Raw genomic sequence first — 17,634 nt, 5'->3', positions numbered from 1 at the left:
TTAAAATTGCTCTAAAAAACGACTATCATTTTCAAACATCAAACGTAAATCGGGAATTCGATAACGTAATAAAGCTAAGCGATCGATGCCCATACCAAACGCATAGCCTTGATATCTATCGGAAGCTAAACCGACTTTTTCTAGTACGTTAGGGTGCACCATACCGCAACCTAAAATTTCTAACCATCCGGTTTGACTGCATACGCGACAACCCGATCCGGCACACATCACACATTGTATATCCACTTCAGCCGAAGGTTCAGTAAAGGGAAAATAAGCGGCACGAAAACGAATTTCTAGATCGTTTTTTTCAAAAAACTGTTGTAAAAATTGAGTTAATAAACCTTTGAGCTCAGAAAAATTCGCGGATTCATCGATTAACAATCCTTCGACTTGATGAAACATCGGTGTATGCGTGACATCGGAATCACAACGATAGACACGACCGGGTGCTATCATTTTTATGGGTGGTTTAGCGTTTTGCATCGCACGTATTTGCACCGGCGAAGTATGCGTACGCAGCAGTAAACCATTAGGAAAATAAAACGTATCATGTAAAGCGCGCGCCGGGTGATTGCTCGGGATATTGAGTGCCTCAAAATTATAATAATCATCCTCAATTTCAGGACCTTGCTCCACAGTAAAACCTACACTCGTAAAAAAACGCTCAATGCGTTCGCGCGTTCGTGTCACCGGATGTAAACTGCCAATAGATTGACCGCGACCCGCTAAGGTGATATCTACTTTTTCGCGTGCTAATTGTGCATTGATTTCTTGATTGACTAATAATTCATTCTGCGCTTTCAATAAGGCTTCTATCTGTTGCTTCGCTTGGTTAACGGCTTGCCCTACTTTAGGTTTCTCTGCGGCCGGCAACTGAGCTAGTTTTTTAAGGTAATCATTTAAAGCACTTTTTTTACCTAAAAGCGTACTACGCAATTGTTCTAAATCAAAAGAACGCTTTGCTTGAGAAATCGACTGAGCCGCTTGATCAATAATTTGTTGTAAATCATCTGTCATGACGCCTTAACCTTTTTTATCTGTTTAATTTAATCTATTGTTTAGTTTGAAAAGTGAGTACTTCTTCATAAACTCCTGACGACGGATTAACTTAATCGATCATATTCTTCTAAAGATATCCTTCTCGCTTCCGACTCTAACATAATAGGAATTTCATCTCTAATGGGGTAAGCCAAACGATCAAAACGACAAATAAGTTCTTGAGCTGATTTTTCATACACTAGACTCGCTTTGCATAATGGGCAAACTAAAATGCTGAGCAAATATTTATCCATCGGAACCTCGTCGTAAAGCGACTGTTTCTCTTAAATAAGTAGGTAAAGCTTCGACCGCTGTCACTATTTCGCCACGCTGATAAGCATCGACAGCAATCACAGCGGCGTCATAAGCCCTAGGATAGCGTTGTGGCAGCCATTGCTGCAACTGATTCTTGAATCGTTCTTCAAATAACGCATGATATCGATCCCAACCACTGCCAACACCGACAAAATTTGTTAAATCTGCTTCGATTTGTTGGGGTAAGCTTAATTGCTCAGGACTGCTAGCTTGCATGATAGTGGTTTCTACCTGTAGACGATAAGTGGCTGAAAAAACCTCCTCCAAGCGCGCATCGATCGCTACAAACACTTGTTTCGTTTGCAACTCTCGATAAACACCTTGAGCCAAACAGTGTAAACTAGAAACTAACACAACTGGCAAATCGGCGACAAAAGCACTGGCTTGAACAATACTGGCCGCTATGCGTATTCCTGTAAAACTCCCCGGCCCGCGAGTAAAAGCTAATGCATCGAGATCCTTTAGTTTGAGACCTGCTTCATCCAACAAGGACTGCATCATCGGTAAAATCAATTGTGTATGCGCGCGCGGTGCACATTGATAACGTTCCTGAACCTGTCCTTGGTGCATCAAGGCTGCCGAACAGGCTTCAGTACAGGTATCAATTGCTAACAGTGTGATGGGTTTCATTTTAATTATATTTTATAATGCTTAGCCTCAGTTGAAAGCAATTCGCTGGAATCATTTTCAGGGATACTAAAAAACTTTGCTTGAAACTTGGGTTTGATAGTAACATTACCGCACCCGTCTTTGCTAATGTTTGCGTAGACAGGTTGCTGTTTTTCTAAATAATTGAGCAGCGCCCATCTTTTTAGCGCCGTCAGTGGCAAATAAGGATGAAAAAAAATCAGTCCGTGTTCGATCAAGTCCAACAGCTCTTCCGCCCGATCCCCATTACCCGTCATTTCCTGCCAGAACTCTTCACTCGTTCGGCTTGAATTTAACAGTCTTTGCCAATCCAATACACTCACCTGACATCCAGGGAGATCATGAGCAAATAAAACTTCTGGATGAGAGGTTGTATTTTTAGCTAATAGTTTCAATGCGTTAATGATACGTAGGTCTCGATAACTTTTTCCAATAGTAATATGGTTTATTAAAGTTTTATAAATTCTTTTAAATGCTTCTGGCAAATTTGGATTATACAAAGCGCAATGCAATAGAAAATAAATCGCATCGCCTTTTGCTCGGCCTATTGCTTCATATTCATACATTCCGTTGTACAAACAACTCGGGTAAATCGGATTCTTACCCATCGTATGTGCCAAATAGATATCAAAACGTGTGTTGACATCGGCGTAATCCAAGATAGCTGTCAAATCAAAATCGTAAGCTTTTTTATCCGCTTCTTTAAAAAATTCTATACTTGAATCATCCTTATACGCTTCCGCTACGTCTTTTAATCGACGTAATGCAGGAATATACGTCATGAAAATATAATTACGTTGATCTTTTGATAGCATGCTCGCCCAAAAGGTATGACCAATATCATGCAACCACATAGGGAATGGACCACATCGGTAACCATCCGCTTCTTTGGGGTTCGATAAAATTTGTGGGGCATACAATGATACCGGATGATAATCCTGTGTATGCCAGCGGTATAAAGTGGCTAAACCCGGATTACCGAAAACCGGACGCATGCGCATTGGCTGACGAGTCAATGTTGATAAACAATAATTGATTATCGATGAAGAAGGAACTAAATAATGCGTGGTTGGATCTTCATAACACGTTGAAGCTAATTTTTGTACCAATGGTAGATTATTGATTAATACCGATACTAACCGATTAGCATCACGTCTCGCCTCAAGCGATGTCATATGATGGCTAAATTCAGTGTTGATTAACCACTGCTCGATACGTGGCAGCTTTAATATATAATTGGCTAATTGATCGAAATTCAAAGTAACCTGTAATTTTTCTAACTCATCAATCATACCTAATAAGTATTGATAACCCAACTCGGTTATTTTCCCCGCTTTGACTAAAGGCACTATCTTGACTTGATAATTAAATTTAACATCGAGATCTTCAATGCGTAAATCTTGTGTCTGTGTATATTGCATTTTTGCAATCAAATACACATAGGCCGTAATCCCATGCCAAAAAGGAATCATTTTTTCTTGAATAAGATAAGTCAGATATAAATTACAATGGCGATTATTCCAAATCCGTGCCCGAAAATTCCCTTTATGTATGGCTTTTTTTAGGCAGCGCAGTCTGGGATCATTGGGTATCAGAGTATTTAAAAAAGTAGGAATCGTTTTATTTTTTTGCACTAATTCCAATAAATTGTTGTCAACAGGCTGTAAATTAAAATGGGATTTATTACTATTACTTTCATCCATAAATATTATTGATTTTAGGTTTAGGTATTATTTAATCGAGAATAATTAAACGCTATTTTTATTGGTTAGACTCCATTCTTGTGAGTGATATTACTTTTCGAGGTATTGTAATTTATCTTCTTTATCTTTCCATTCATCCGCATCGGGCGGTGGATCTTTACGGTGGGTAATATTTGGCCATTTTTGTGCGAATTCTTTATTTAAGCTTAAAAATTCTTTATATTTTTCAGGGAGATCATCTTCGACATAAATAGCTTTGACCGGACATTCTGGTTCGCACAAACCACAATCAATGCATTCGTCAGGATGTATCACCAGCATATTCGGTCCTTCGTAAAAACAATCAACCGGACACACCTCGACACAATCGGTATATTTACAACGGATACATTTTTCAGTAACTAAAAATGTCATTGGACTTCTTTAAATAATACAATCAGTAATACCTGACGAATGTAATCTATAAACTGAATTAATATGGTGCCCGGGGCCGGACTCGAACCGGCACAGTGTTACCACCGAGGGATTTTAAGTCCCTTGCGTCTACCAATTTCGCCACCCGGGCAATAACTATTATCTTTCTTGCTCTCTACTTGGAGGCTAGGGCCGGAATTGAACCGACGTACGCGGCTTTGCAGGCCGCTGCATGACCACTCTGCCACCCAGCCAATTTAATTTAAGACATCCTGAAGATAGCCTAAAAAAACAGTACCGATTTGATTGGATTGTAAATGATTACTTAAGATTTTAACAATCACTTTTCATCTTATCTCTACATCTTTTGTTTCAAAATAGCTACGCTCCGATGGCTGAAAGTCTATTCACAATAAAAAATCTTGGAGCGGGAAACGAGGCTCGAACTCGCGACCTCAACCTTGGCAAGGTTGCGCTCTACCAACTGAGCTATTCCCGCAAAACGGGTCATATTGTAACTGCATCAAAAATACTGTCAAGAAGATAAATCATGCCAAGCTGCTTTTAAATATAAACACATACTCCACAACGTTAAAAAGACAGCAAGATAAAGTAATACATAACCTGACAAAGCAAATCCTATCCAAGCACCGGGTTTGTAAAGTAGTAACAAAATGATAGCTAACATTTGTAATGTTGTTTTTACTTTTCCTAACATCGTCACTGCCATACGTTTACGTTGACCAATTTCTGCCATCCATTCACGTAATGCCGAGACCATAATTTCTCGACAAATAATAACGATAGCGGGAACCGCTAAATAAGGTAAGGCTCGATCACCGACTAATAATATCAACGCCGTAACAACAATTAATTTATCAGCCACTGGGTCGAGAAAAGTACCTAATTTAGAAACTTGATCCCAACTCCGTGCTAGATATCCATCTAACCAATCCGTCATGGCAGCAAAAATAAAAATGATCGCGGCCAATATATGACTACCGCGAAACGGTAAATAAAATAATAAAATAAAAACTGGAATTAAAAGAATGCGCAGTAAAGTCAATATATTGGGGATACCCATGGGGTGTATACCAGTCGCTAGCCGTTCAAAAGTTTTATAGGCTTGCTCGCAGCACTTGCCAAAAAGCCGATTACTGTGAGTATATGAGTAGTGTAACCTGTTAGTTTAAGCTTTTAAAGCTAAATAAATCTGCTCGGCTAAACGTTTACTAATCCCTGGTACCTTAGCAAGGTCCGCGGCACTGGCATTTTGTAAGGCTTGTAATCCACCAAACTGACGCAACAATTCTCGTCGCCGTTTCGTGCCAATACCTGGAATATCCTCCAATACTGAAGTACGGCGTTTTTTTGCACGCCGCCCACGATGACCGGTGACAGCAAAGCGATGGGCTTCGTCACGTAGGGTTAAAATAGCATGTAAAGCCAATGAATCGGCGGGTAACGTGATAGCTTGCGAACGTGACGAAAGATATAAGCTTTCCAGACCCGATCGTCGCCTCGGCCCTTTCGCCACACCAATAATTAGGATGCCACTAATCTGCAACTCTTCTAAGACTTGTTCGGCTTGTTTTAATTGACCTTTACCGCCATCAATCAGCAAAATATCTGGTAAATTCTCTTCTTCATTTTTCAAATACTTATAACGTCGCATCATTGCCTGGCGCATCGCCGCATAATCATCTCCGGGTATGATGCCTTCAATATTAAAACGTCGATAATCCATTTTTCGTGGACCTTGTTGATCAAAAACAACACACGATGCCACCGTTGCCTCGCCTTGTGTATGACTGATATCAAAACATTCTAATCGTTGTGGTAAATTATCCAGCTGCAAAGTCGTTTGTAAACATTCGAGTTGTTTATAAAAAACCCATTTATCAGAAAGATGCGCCACTAACGCATGTCGCGCATTTTCATTGGCTAAGCTTAACCAATGCTTTTTTTCACCACTCGGTTTATTCAATAGTTTAACTTTATGTTTAGAACGTTCAGTTAAGGTCGCCATTAACCAATCTTGTTCGGGCACTTTTAACGGCAAAATAATTTGTTCCGGAATGGTATGAGATACTTCAGTTTGACAATAAAATTGACTAATAAACGCAGATAATACTTCAGCAGCTGACTGTTTAAGAGGAACATCAGGGAAGTAGGCTTTACCGCCGAGTAATCTTCCATGACGTACATTCATGACATACAACACATAATGCGAGGTTTGTTGGGCTAAACCGATAATATCCAGATTCCCCTGCCCGGTAGTAATAACTTGCTTTTGTTGAATTTCACGCAAGGCTGCAATTTGATCCCGCAAACGAGCAGCCGTCTCATAATCTAAGTCCTGTGCAGACAATTCCATTTGTTCAGCAATATCATCAATAACGGTTTGGTTTTTTCCTTGTAAAAATAAGACGGTATTTGTAACATCACGCTGATAATTCTCTGGTGTAATCAAACCGACACAAGGGCCCGTACAGCGTTTAATTTGATACTGCAAACATGGCCTCGTGCGATTACGAAAAAAACTATCTTTACACGAACGAACTCTAAATAATTTCTGTAATAAATTTAAAGTTTCTCTGACAGCTAAGATACTCGGAAACGGTCCAAAATAGCGATAATCTTTGGCTCGGGCACCACGATAAAAAGCTAAGCGTGGATAACTTTGATGTTTACTTAAGATAATATACGGGTAACTTTTATCATCACGTAATAAAATATTGTAACGCGGTTTCAGCTGCTTAATGAGGTTACTTTCTAGTAATAAGGCTTGATTTTCAGTTTCTGTGCTGGTGGTTTCAATGGTCGTCACCTGTCTCATCAACAACGCAACGCGACTACTTTGCTGACCACGAAAATAGCTAGTGATACGTTTTTTTAAATGGCGCGCTTTTCCCACATACAGCACTTGTTGTTCGGCATTTAAAAATAAATAAACGCCGGCACTTTGACTGATAAAAGCAAGTTGCTGTTTTAATTTTGCCGTATGAACACGCTCAACAGTCACCACCATCACCCATTAAAAGCAAACAAAGCACCATATTAGCGAATAGTTCTTGATCAATTCAAGATACATAGGCGGTACGTTTGCAATACCAACCAGTTGAAATAGGGGCTATCCCACAAAGAAAATGTGGGATAACTTGACTCTATAGCATTTTAACTTAATTGATGCCTATTGAATTAACCAAAACATCTTATTTATTTAAGTTATCAAAGATTTGTTTAACCGTTTTTAATGCGGGTAAATTAGGAAACTGCGTAACCAAGGCATCCACCAAAACACCCACACCTTTAAAGCCAGTTTTGGTCGTCACCTGTTGTTGATTCAATTCCTTAGAGGCATTAATTTGTTGATTTTGTTGACTTTTCAATTGATCTTTAATCATTTGCACTTCATGGCGCAACTCAACACAACAATCCGTATCCTGCGCCCAAACGGGACTGAGCGAAAAAATCAATAGCAAGAATAATATAAATGATTTTAATAGTGACATCCGAAAAAACCTCCTTATATCGTAATATAAAAATGAATCCGCTGCCCACAGACTTTAAACTCGCCTAGTAACGCGCTTCAGGGCCTAGGCACACCCTTCATTTCAATACCAAGCAAACGAAGCATAGTCTAAAGCCTAGCGTTATGCTAAATAGAATATTTTTCATCTAGATTTTAGGTAATTTATTGCACTACTGTGAAAATTTTGACTCATTATTTGATGAAAAATTTTTATTTTTAATTTAAAAATAAATTCACAGAATTTTTATTTTTCTTGTCACTCTACTAAAAAAAAAGTAAGATAAAAAATTAGGACTTTAGTAAAAAAATAGGATTTTTTATGCCTCGCACTATTCTCAAACCAAAAAAAGTTTTAATCGTCCCTTTATCCTTATTTATAATATTTAATAAAGACGTGGCTGGAGAAAAATTTGCCAATTTACATGGAAAATTTCTTGACGATCTATTTAGTTGTGAGGAAATAATAAAAGAACACGAGGAATTTAGTAAAAAATTGCTTCAAAAAATTCTTCAATCCCAAGTTGTAAGTGATTTTAATTTAGGAAAGAAAACTAAAGACGAATTTATTTCGGAATTGCTGAATCTTTTAGGATTATCACGTGATAAATCAACGGATTTAGTAGCGGCCTGGAACTCTTTGATTGAGCTTGACCAAAAATCGAGTGAAGCATTCAATGCTTTAATCAAACTCACTCATCAAGGAAAATCGATTTATTTTATTGGTGATACTAATGCGCTACATGCTGAAAAAATATTGACTATTTTTAGAAATTTTCGATTTAATCACGTCTATTTAGAATTTTTAGAAAATTTACCTGATGAACTACCTGCTTTGCCGCTAGCCGTGAGTCGGATTTCCGACTCAGCAGCAGATAATGTTTTAACTCAGCAACATGGAACAGTCTATTTTTGTTTGTCCTATGCTTATAAAATCCTGCTAAAACAATCTCAGAGTTTTTTGACCCAATTATTTAAACCTACTTCCAGCTTACTCACGCATCTGAAAATCTATTTAAATGAGATTAAGACTCAAGACGATATCCTATTCGTTAATCGTTATCCAAAAGAACAGTCAATAGCCAGAAAACTAGCACTAGAAACTATCGACAAAGAAAATTTTTATACTGCTTTACTCAATAGTTCTGCAGACAGCACGCCTACAACCCCATGTGATCCTCAGCTCGTCGAAATACACGTATACAAAGCGGCTATCTAAGCACTTTGATCACATGCATTTTTAACCCCTTAAATAATTTAGGAAACAAACTATGCAAAATAACCTCGATGATCCCATTTATATCATTAATTTATCGGCTATCCCTCGGCTTGCTTCCATTTCCCACGTCATAGATAATTTTTCAAGCTTGCATTACCAATATGCCGAATCCAGGTTACATTTCGAATGGTACAGCAAACTATGGGTTAGCTTAAAATACTTAACAATAACTTCCTCAATTAATGGTTATAAACTGGGGAAAATAGCTACTAATGCCTTTATCAGCAAGTTACAAGCTATTTTTTATTTCTTGCCTGCCCAAGAAAGCACTGAATTATTAGAAAGAACTTGGAATTCATTGATAATATGGGATATTGAATCAACTAAGCGCTTAGGAAACTTAATAGATAAAAATAATAAACCTATCTATTTCATATCGAATACAAATCCATTAAATATCGAAAGAATCATTGGTTTTTTCAATCAATATTCAAATATAGCTTGGGAATTACCTAAAGAACAAACGGAAGCGAAACCTTTAAAAATTGCCAACAATTTTTTTCTATGCCCTTCTTATCTATTTAAAGAAGGAACTCCCAGTTTAATAAGCACTTTAAAAAATTCCTTACTGGCTCAAGGAAAAAATTTAGAAAACCTGCTGTTAGTGAGTCAATTTCAAAGAGATTTAGGCAAAGCAAAAGAGTTGGGGATTAAATGGCAATCAGCAGATAGTTTTTTTAATAATTTTGTACCCAACCAACAATTATCATTCCAACCCTTAAACGGGCAAACGATGACAACTTCTACAATTCCAGTCCCTCTTCTTCTGAACAATTTAGCGATGAATAGCCGCCAAAATTTTTTCGGTGTAGAAAATGAGAGAGAAAGTATTCAAAATCACTCAGAAAAAACTCCCTTGCTCCGTCAATAAAAATTTAGAAAAATAATCCAGAAGAATATTATTCCTCTGAATTTTCTGGAGATTTATCGGTATAACTCTCTTCTTCTTCCAATAACCCATAACGCAAAGCAAGATGGGTTAACTCGACATCGTTATGCACACCCAATTTTTCATAGAGCCGATAGCGATAAGTGTTTACTGTTTTAGGGCTTAAACAAAGTTTTTTTGCTATACCGTTCACTTTAGTTCCATGCGTAACCATATACATAACTTGTAATTCGCGTTCGGAAAGTTGTGCAAAAGGTGATTTGGACGCATCAGAAACCTGACGTAAGGCCATTTTTTGCGCAATTTCTAAAGTAATATAAATTTGACCCGCAACAACTTTTCGAATAGCTGTAATCAATTCTTCAGCGTTGGTATTTTTGGTAATATATCCCGCCGCACCAGCACGCACGAGGCGATCCGGAAAAGGGCCTTCACTAAACACCGTGACAACAATAATTTTAAGTTTAGGATTAACACGTATCAAACGGCGCGTTGCATCTAATCCACCTATTCCAGGCATTTTTAGATCCATTAACACCACATCTGGTTTAGTTTCCTTCACTAAGTTAATAGCCGCTTCGCCACTTTCAGCTTCACCGATAACATTAATATCACGAACATCCTCTAACAAGCGCTTCATACCTAAACGCACTAAGGCATGATCGTCAACGATAACGACGTTAATCATAGAACGCCAACTCCTCTTGTCAATTTCATTTTTTTGGCGGAGGGACAGGGATTCGAACCCTGGAAGGAGTTGCCCCCTTGACGGTTTTCAAGACCGTTGCTTTTAACCGCTCAGCCATCCCTCCTACTTTTAATCAGTAGCTACCGCTTAACAAAGCGGATATATACTTTTAGCATTTGAATTTTTTCTGTGATGCCGGTCAATTCGCAATCCTCGTGTATTTTTGAATACCGATGTTTATTCTCGCGCCTTGCCAAAAAATCCAATTGCTGTGAGTATAGGTCGTTTGCACATGCAAATTATCGCTTTCGAGTTTGACCTGGAAGATATCTGTGGTCAACTTGAAGCGCCATGGCTATATTAGCATAAAGTATATAGGATGTAGACTATAAAGAAATACGTCAAACACTGAGCTGAAATTACGCGATTAACTTTTCATTCGCTTCGTGCAGATTAAGCGAATTGACGTTTGTGTTTAAAAAATTGCTGTAATTTCTCTGCGCAGACTTCGGTTAATACCCCATCCGTCACTGTAAATGTATGATTTAGAGCTTTAAAAAGATGCCATTGGTTCGTTAGCGCACCAAAACGCGTATCGTACGCACCAAACACGAGTCGCTTAATTCTAGCTTGGATCATAGCACCTACGCACATTAAACAAGGTTCTAACGTAACATACAATGTCGTCTCTAATAAACGATGATTTTTTAGTTGTTTAGCCGCTTGTTGCAGCAATAGAACTTCAGCATGTGCGGTAGGATCGCAATGAGTAAGCGTTTGATTATAAGCTGTACAGATAATCTGTTTATTTAACACCAATACTGCCCCAACTGGAACTTCACCAGACATTTCTGCAAGCTCCGCCGCCTTTAAGGCCTGTTTCATGTAGATTTTATCATTCTGCAAAAAATTCATCACACCGAACTATTTAAATTAATTTTTTTCGATTTCCCGCGGGAAAGGGCCGCGGGAAATTAAGATTGAGTTAAAAGATGAGCGATAGTACTCTCTATCCCTCAGGAAAGGCTAAAAATAATCCATTTATTTTTTAGTATTACACATCTTACAGTGATCGCAACCACAGTGGCAGCCTTTGTACGAGCGAGGGCAGCATAAATATTTGATCAAGGCGCCCACCGCTAAAATTGGCAGCATAATATCAAAGAAACGCGAAACCATGACTATGGTATCTACAGAATCTGGTTTAGCAAGACTTGCAGCAATAGCCATCAGAACAGCAATAATAATCACCACTGCTGGGAAGAATTTACGACACATATCAAGGTCTCCTTGCAAATTTAAATAAAGGTTTCTTTATCAACACACTATTGTATTTTATTTCACCATGACACTGGGCAGTAAATACTATCATAGTTGGATTTTATTGTCTTTGCCTAACCGCCTCGAATAAACATATCCCGGCAGCGACCGAAACATTTAAGCTACTAACACTGCCAGCCATTGGAATAGCCATTAAACCATCGCAGCGCTCTTTGGTTAAACGACGCAAACCTTTACCTTCAGCACCTAATACCAACGCCAATGCTCCCGTCAGTTCCTTATCGTAAATAAGTTGTGTAGCGGATTGATCTAAACCATAACACCACACTCCTAGCCTTTTTAATTTCTCTAGCGTACTGGCCAAATTAGTGACTGTAAAGAGCGGTGTTATTTCAGCCGCACCCGCCGCAATTTTTCGTACGATCGGCGTCATACTTACTGAACGATCCTGTGGAATAACGACGGCATCCACACCGGCTGCATTAGCAGAACGTAAACACGCCCCTAAATTATGTGGATCCTGAACTTCATCCAACACTAATATAAACAGCGGCCTAGTTTCGTTTTGTATTCGTGGCGCCAACAAAGTCAGTAGGTCACGTTCGTTTAATTGCGTAGAAATTTTTATCTCCGCTAAGACACCTTGATGCGCCGCACCATTCGCCCACCGATCACATTTAATTTTCGGCAAAGTTTGAATGGGAATATGATGATAGGCAGCCAACTCCAAAATCTCTTGGATGCGTTTATCTACTCGACCTTCTTGTCGGTAGAGTTGATAGATTGTTTGTGGTTGTGAGTTTAACAACGCCGTAATAGCATGAAACCCAAAAATAAATTCTTTTTTAACACTATGACTCATGATAAAATACTCAAAAAAAAATTTTATATTTAAAGGATGAAATACCTATGTCTGATACACTGTCTATACGCATAAACCCTGAATGTTTACCTTTTTTAAATCAAGCTCAAGCTAAAAAAAACATTTCCGCTCGTCAAAATACCTTTATCGATAGTGTTAACGAATTACATGCCACCGTAAATCAATTAAAAAAGCAAACTGATTTTCAATTGGACAAAAAACAAGAGAAAGAAATCAGCCGCGGTGTTTTTTATGCCTTAACCCCGTCCTTAGAAAAAAAGAGCGCCACTAAGCAACAAGCTATCACTTTAACCGATTTACAAAACGTTCTGAATAAGGAATTTTATATTAAAGATAAATCTGCCACGATTTTTATCATTATGTCACTGTTAGAGCCTAACTCGCTGCCTTTTGCATTAGCTACGCTGGCCTACTCTGTCTTAACTGACGACAGTATTTGGTCTAATGAGTGCACAGCACTCGATTCAAGGTTTAAATATACGCTGAAAGCAAAGTCAGATCCCAGTAAAGCCAATATCATTTTTAATATGAGGATGCATTTAAAAAATGCTCAGTTTCCGGAAAATTCATCCCTAGGCTCTTTATCTATACAATTTACAATTAATCAAGAAAAACAAATTAAATTGCTGCCACTGAATATGGAATTTAATTTTGTTGATAAAAAAGCATTTAAACAATTTAAAAAAGAATTGTGTCGCGACTTTCGGGATTGGATTTTTCTACATAAACCTCAGTGGAAAATTCCAGACTTATGGATCATACCGATGTTGATCGGTTACTTATTGGGCTTAATCGTTATGATTAGTCTACTTAGTTTAAGCTTAACGCCTATTTCACCGTTGCTACTACCGCCCTTGGGCTTGATGCTGGGCTTAGGTTTAGCGAGCTGTTTGCACGTCTTTGTGCATAGGAATCTACAAAAAGATCAAGAAATACGTAAACGACCCATCCATTTATTTAATGGAAAACTCTTTGTTAATCCTCATAGGTCAACAACCTCATTTTTTGTTCGTCCTACCTGGCTTAACCACTCTGTAGTATCCGAAGTATCCGAAACTCATTTTAGATATCATTGATAAAGTGTATTATTTTCTTTTCTTAGCTTTTTTTGTAGATTTTTTATCTTCTGGCTCGAGCAATTCAAAATCAATTTTGCGCTGATCGAGATCGACACGCCCTACTCTCACTTGTAATCGATCACCTAAACGATACACAATACCGGTACGTTCACCTTGCAAGCAATGTCGATTCGCATCAAATTGATAATAGTCATTATGCAGTGCGCTCACATGCACTAAACCTTCGACATAAATATTTTGCAATTCAACAAAAAAACCGAAACCCGTTACATTGGTAATAATACCATCAAAAACTTCACCCACACGATCGCGCATATATTCGCATTTTAACCAATCTAATACTTCTCGCGTCGCTTCGTCGGCACGTCTTTCAGTGGTAGAACAATGTTCACCTAAACGCGCAATGGTAACTTTATCATAGAAAAAATCCTTAGGTTTGCGTTTGGCTAACACATGACGAATGGCACGATGTACGAGTAAATCCGGATAGCGCCGTATCGGTGAGGTAAAATGAGCGTAAGCATCGAATGCCAATCCAAAATGACCAATATTTTCCGGACTATAAATCGCTTGACTCAATGAACGCAACATGACCGTTTGAATCAAATGCGCGTCGGGGCGATCAGCAATTAATTTTAATAATGTCGAATAATCGCTGGGAGTGATGACTTTTTTATTAGGAAAACGAATACCTAGCTCGGCTAGAAACGCTTTTAAATCGGATAATTTTTCCATAGCAGGAGCAGCATGATCGCGAAATAAGGTGGGTATTTTTGCTTTTAATAAAAAATGTGCGGCTGAAACATTAGCAAGTAACATACATTCTTCAATAATACGATGTGCCACTGTACGAACACTAGGAATGATCTGTTTAATTTTTCGATTTGGCCCAAAAATGACTTGCGTTTCAGTTGTTTCAAAATCAATCGCGCCGCGTGCTTCGCGTGTTTGACGTAACAATTGATAAAGACTATAGAGATTTTGTAAATGCGGTAACAAATTTTTATACGCAGGAGGACACTTATTGGCTTCTAACCAAGCAGCGACTTCATTATAAATTAATCGTGCGTTAGAATGAATCACGGCTGGATAAAACTGAAAACGTTTTAATTCTCCTTTGTTGGAAATCAACATATCGCAAACCATACACAGCCGATTGACTTTAGGTTTTAACGAACAAAGCTCATTTGAAAGAACTTCTGGAAGCATCGGTAACACACTATTCGGAAAATAAACTGAATTGCCACGTGCTTCGGCTTCTTTATCTAACTCACTTTGCGGATTGATGTAATAACTCACATCCGCGATCGCCACGACTAAACGCCATTGTTTTTTTTGTCGTTCACAATAAACCGCATCGTCAAAATCTTTTGCATCGGCTCCATCGATGGTAACGAAAGGCAGTTGTTGTAAATCAACTCGGTCATCCGATTCCTCATTGGGTAACACGCCCGCTTGTAATGCAGCAATTTCTTCTTGTACCGAATCTGGCCAAACATGGGGTAGATTATAATTACGTATCGCTATCTCAATTTCTAAACCAGGCGCCATATGTTCGCCCAGTATCTCGGTAATCCGGCCGATGGCTTGTTGACGAAAACTAGGAAAACGTGTTATTTCCACGACGACAATCTGGCCAGACGTCGCAGCACTTTCATCATCTACACCAATTAAAATATCTTGCGTAATCCGATTATTCGACGGTACAACAAAAGCAACCCCTTTTTCTTTAAAAAACCGTCCCACTAACGAGGGTGTATTACGCTCTAAGACTTCAGCAATCACGCCTTCACGTCGATTACGTCGATCGGTTCCAATGATGCGTGCTAAAACTCTATCGCCATGAAATACCAACTGCATTTGCCGTGCACTTAAATACAGATCATCGCTACCATCATCGGGAACCAAAAAGCCAAACCCGTCGCGATGACCAATAATTCGGCCGCGCACCAAATTCATTTTGTCTGGCAATCCATATCCTTCACGACGTGTTAACACAATTTGTCCATCTCGTTCCATCGCCCGCAAACGTCGTCGCAAAGCTTCTTGGCGTTCGGGATCCGTTAACCCTAAACGTTGATTAAGCTCTTCGCGTTTAACCAGATGACCACATTTTTTTAAATAATCTAAAATGTATTCGCGGCTAGGAATGGGATTATCGTATTTACCGGCTTCACGCACTGCATAGGGATCAACGATAGGTTTCGATTTTTTTGCCATAATTATCACTTGTTAATGAGTTATACCGATCGCACTGAAGATACAAAATTTTTAACGAGCGAGCGGTATATCCGGGTTATCTGGCTAGCACTAGCCAAACTTGGGCTTCAAGCCATTCAAGAGGAGGATCGCGGTTCTCCTCTTGAAAATTCCATTTAGATGAGATCAGTATGTTGTATTTCTTAATCGCTTCATCCTAAACTATATTTAGTATGATGTCGCCCATGTTTCAAAAACAAGCTTGCGTATTGAGAAATACCTACTCATTAACGAATAGTCTATTCATATATCACCATATAAACTTTGTAATATACTAACCGCTGCCAAACCGGCAGTTTCTGATCTCAACACCCGTGGCCCGACCTGCATAGCATGATAAGCGGCAACACGGGCACATTTCTGTTCGTTTTCTGACCATCCCCCTTCGGGACCTACCAATAACGCAACACTCTGACAAGGTGGTAAAGAATTGATATTTTGTTTGGCTTCAGGCTGCAAAATTATTCGCTGCTCGACTTTTATTGCCGTCGTAGCCACGTCAAAGGTCATAGGATTCTCTAACTTCGGCAAACGGGTTCTTCCGGATTGTTCGCAAGCCGCCAGCATCACCCCTTGCCAATGTAAACAGCGTTTTTGCCAGCGTTCGGGGGCTAACTTGAGCGTACTATATGCCGTTAATAACGGGATAAAACGCGTCACACCTAATTCCACCGCTTTTTGTAACATATAATCCATTTTATCGGATCGCAATACCGCTTGCGCTAAAGTAATTTTCAAAGGCGACTCACGATTCACAGCAGAAAATTCACCGAGCTTAACACTAACCGTACTTTTATTTAACTCAATAATCGTGGCACGAAATTCTCCCGCTTGACCATTAAATACGATAAACTCATCACCGACCTGCAAACGAAGCACGCGAATTAAATGTCCGGCCGCTTCTTTAGATAGGTTTATAATTTGTTCCGTGTTTAAAGCTTGCGGTTGATAGATACGAGTTAGACGCATAGAATGTTAACGACCTCAATAATTTACTGATAAATTTTTTATGCAAAAGATTAGTGTAATTATTTTAGCGGTTTTTTTGAGCAGCTGCGCAAGCTTTACTCAAACACCCCCATCACTCCCCCGACCAAAAATAGTCAACCACTATCTTTCCTGGACGCAACGTAAGGCACAACTCAACGCCATTCAAAATTTTCGTGTCAATGGCAACCTTGCGGCACACGAAACATCTGGACATGGCGCCAATGCCTCATTCAGTTGGGAACAAACCTATCCTAACTATCAGCTGAGCTTTTTTGGACCTTTAGGCACACAAAGTGCGGTACTTAACGGAAATCCTCAGCAAGTCAGTTTAACCATGCATCAACAAACTTACCACGCACAAAGTCCAGAACAACTCTTATACGATCAATTAGGTTTAAATTTACCGGTATCACAATTTTATTATTGGTTACGCGGTCTGCCCGCTCCACAATCCCGTTATACCACGAACTTAGATGCTTATAATCGTGTCATGCAATTACGTCAATCCGGCTGGCGAGTCGTTTATCAACATTTTACTAACCTAGGTAAAATTGATTTACCGGATCGGATTGACCTATCCAATTGTCAGTGGCAAGTCCGCATTATACTCAATCATTGGGATATTAAGTAACA

General features: G+C 39.0%; 18 protein-coding genes and 4 tRNA genes. 4 read left to right on the top strand and 18 right to left on the bottom strand.

Features of this window, described 5'->3' with window-relative positions:
* From pheS to ACICP9_RS02865, 11 genes are all read right to left on the bottom strand, one after another.
* Complete coding sequence (pheS, locus tag ACICP9_RS02915) at nucleotides 1-1,020, bottom strand: phenylalanine--tRNA ligase subunit alpha (protein ID WP_395498705.1); 1,020 nt, start codon at nucleotides 1,018-1,020, stop codon at nucleotides 1-3.
* Nucleotides 1,021-1,106: 86 nt separating this feature from the next.
* Nucleotides 1,107-1,295, bottom strand: coding sequence for a Trm112 family protein (locus ACICP9_RS02910; protein WP_071662297.1), 189 nt, complete (start codon nucleotides 1,293-1,295; stop codon nucleotides 1,107-1,109).
* On the bottom strand, nucleotides 1,288-1,986 hold the full coding sequence (gene tsaB / locus ACICP9_RS02905) for a tRNA (adenosine(37)-N6)-threonylcarbamoyltransferase complex dimerization subunit type 1 TsaB (RefSeq protein WP_395498703.1): 699 nt from the start codon (nucleotides 1,984-1,986) through the stop codon (nucleotides 1,288-1,290). Before tsaB ends, ACICP9_RS02910 begins: the two co-directional genes overlap by 8 nt.
* A gap of 5 nt (nucleotides 1,987-1,991) precedes the next feature.
* Nucleotides 1,992-3,707 carry a hypothetical protein gene (locus tag ACICP9_RS02900; RefSeq protein WP_395498701.1) on the bottom strand — a complete coding sequence of 572 codons (1,716 nt, stop codon included), beginning with the start codon at nucleotides 3,705-3,707 and terminating at the stop codon, nucleotides 1,992-1,994.
* 90 nt (nucleotides 3,708-3,797) lie between these two features.
* Nucleotides 3,798-4,121, bottom strand: a complete 324-nt coding sequence (gene fdxA, locus ACICP9_RS02895; RefSeq protein ID WP_395498699.1) for a ferredoxin FdxA — start codon at nucleotides 4,119-4,121, stop codon at nucleotides 3,798-3,800.
* A gap of 64 nt (nucleotides 4,122-4,185) precedes the next feature.
* Nucleotides 4,186-4,272: transfer RNA gene (locus tag ACICP9_RS02890), tRNA-Leu, on the bottom strand.
* 29 nt (nucleotides 4,273-4,301) lie between these two features.
* Nucleotides 4,302-4,375: transfer RNA gene (locus ACICP9_RS02885), tRNA-Cys, on the bottom strand.
* 169 nt (nucleotides 4,376-4,544) lie between these two features.
* A tRNA-Gly gene (locus ACICP9_RS02880) sits at nucleotides 4,545-4,620 on the bottom strand.
* A 36-nt stretch (nucleotides 4,621-4,656) separates the two neighbouring features.
* Complete coding sequence (gene pgsA, locus ACICP9_RS02875) at nucleotides 4,657-5,205, bottom strand: CDP-diacylglycerol--glycerol-3-phosphate 3-phosphatidyltransferase (protein WP_395498698.1); 549 nt, start codon at nucleotides 5,203-5,205, stop codon at nucleotides 4,657-4,659.
* 105 nt (nucleotides 5,206-5,310) lie between these two features.
* Nucleotides 5,311-7,152 (bottom strand): excinuclease ABC subunit UvrC, encoded by a 1,842-nt coding sequence (gene uvrC / locus ACICP9_RS02870; RefSeq protein ID WP_395498697.1) that lies wholly within the window; start codon nucleotides 7,150-7,152, stop codon nucleotides 5,311-5,313.
* Nucleotides 7,153-7,336: 184 nt separating this feature from the next.
* Nucleotides 7,337-7,636, bottom strand: a complete 300-nt coding sequence (locus ACICP9_RS02865) for a hypothetical protein (RefSeq protein ID WP_395498695.1) — start codon at nucleotides 7,634-7,636, stop codon at nucleotides 7,337-7,339.
* 339 nt (nucleotides 7,637-7,975) lie between these two features.
* On the opposite strand from ACICP9_RS02865, the gene ACICP9_RS02860 reads away from it, so the two are divergent.
* Both ACICP9_RS02860 and ACICP9_RS02855 read left to right on the top strand, forming a co-directional pair.
* Nucleotides 7,976-8,872 (top strand): hypothetical protein, encoded by an 897-nt coding sequence (locus tag ACICP9_RS02860; RefSeq protein WP_395498693.1) that lies wholly within the window; start codon nucleotides 7,976-7,978, stop codon nucleotides 8,870-8,872.
* Between the two features lie 52 nt (nucleotides 8,873-8,924).
* Nucleotides 8,925-9,803 carry a hypothetical protein gene (locus ACICP9_RS02855; protein ID WP_395498691.1) on the top strand — a complete coding sequence of 293 codons (879 nt, stop codon included), beginning with the start codon at nucleotides 8,925-8,927 and terminating at the stop codon, nucleotides 9,801-9,803.
* A gap of 28 nt (nucleotides 9,804-9,831) precedes the next feature.
* Here the strand turns inward: ACICP9_RS02855 and uvrY are convergent, their stop codons facing one another.
* From uvrY to rlmB, 5 genes are all read right to left on the bottom strand, one after another.
* A complete protein-coding gene (uvrY, locus tag ACICP9_RS02850) occupies nucleotides 9,832-10,509 on the bottom strand; it encodes a UvrY/SirA/GacA family response regulator transcription factor (protein WP_071662306.1) in 678 nt (225 codons plus the stop codon).
* Nucleotides 10,510-10,543: 34 nt separating this feature from the next.
* Nucleotides 10,544-10,633, bottom strand: a tRNA-Ser gene (locus tag ACICP9_RS02845).
* Between the two features lie 329 nt (nucleotides 10,634-10,962).
* Nucleotides 10,963-11,394 (bottom strand): tRNA adenosine(34) deaminase TadA, encoded by a 432-nt coding sequence (gene tadA / locus ACICP9_RS02840; RefSeq protein ID WP_395498689.1) that lies wholly within the window; start codon nucleotides 11,392-11,394, stop codon nucleotides 10,963-10,965.
* A gap of 156 nt (nucleotides 11,395-11,550) precedes the next feature.
* On the bottom strand, nucleotides 11,551-11,787 hold the full coding sequence (locus ACICP9_RS02835) for a hypothetical protein (RefSeq protein WP_395498687.1): 237 nt from the start codon (nucleotides 11,785-11,787) through the stop codon (nucleotides 11,551-11,553).
* Nucleotides 11,788-11,890: 103 nt separating this feature from the next.
* Nucleotides 11,891-12,652, bottom strand: coding sequence for a 23S rRNA (guanosine(2251)-2'-O)-methyltransferase RlmB (rlmB, locus tag ACICP9_RS02830; protein ID WP_395498685.1), 762 nt, complete (start codon nucleotides 12,650-12,652; stop codon nucleotides 11,891-11,893).
* A gap of 47 nt (nucleotides 12,653-12,699) precedes the next feature.
* Between rlmB and ACICP9_RS02825 the strand changes: the two genes are divergently transcribed.
* The gene (locus tag ACICP9_RS02825) at nucleotides 12,700-13,749 is read left to right on the top strand and encodes a hypothetical protein (RefSeq protein WP_395498683.1); all 1,050 of its coding nucleotides are present in this window, start codon (nucleotides 12,700-12,702) and stop codon (nucleotides 13,747-13,749) included.
* A gap of 9 nt (nucleotides 13,750-13,758) precedes the next feature.
* Here the strand turns inward: ACICP9_RS02825 and rnr are convergent, their stop codons facing one another.
* Entirely contained in the window at nucleotides 13,759-15,972 is a 2,214-nt protein-coding gene (gene rnr / locus ACICP9_RS02820) for a ribonuclease R (protein WP_395498681.1), read from the bottom strand.
* Between the two features lie 282 nt (nucleotides 15,973-16,254).
* Nucleotides 16,255-16,980, bottom strand: coding sequence for a 16S rRNA (uracil(1498)-N(3))-methyltransferase (locus ACICP9_RS02815; protein WP_395498679.1), 726 nt, complete (start codon nucleotides 16,978-16,980; stop codon nucleotides 16,255-16,257).
* A 40-nt stretch (nucleotides 16,981-17,020) separates the two neighbouring features.
* Here ACICP9_RS02815 and lolB point away from each other — a divergent pair, with 40 nt between their 5' ends.
* The gene (gene lolB / locus ACICP9_RS02810) at nucleotides 17,021-17,632 is read left to right on the top strand and encodes a lipoprotein insertase outer membrane protein LolB (RefSeq protein ID WP_395498677.1); all 612 of its coding nucleotides are present in this window, start codon (nucleotides 17,021-17,023) and stop codon (nucleotides 17,630-17,632) included.
* Nucleotides 17,633-17,634 lie beyond the last annotated feature (2 nt).

The sequence above is a fragment of the Rickettsiella endosymbiont of Litargus connexus genome, assembly GCF_964277335.1.
Taxonomy (GTDB): domain Bacteria; phylum Pseudomonadota; class Gammaproteobacteria; order Diplorickettsiales; family Diplorickettsiaceae; genus Aquirickettsiella; species Aquirickettsiella isopodorum.
Note: the sequence above shows the minus strand (reverse complement) of the source record. Positions and strands in the feature narration are given on the sequence as shown.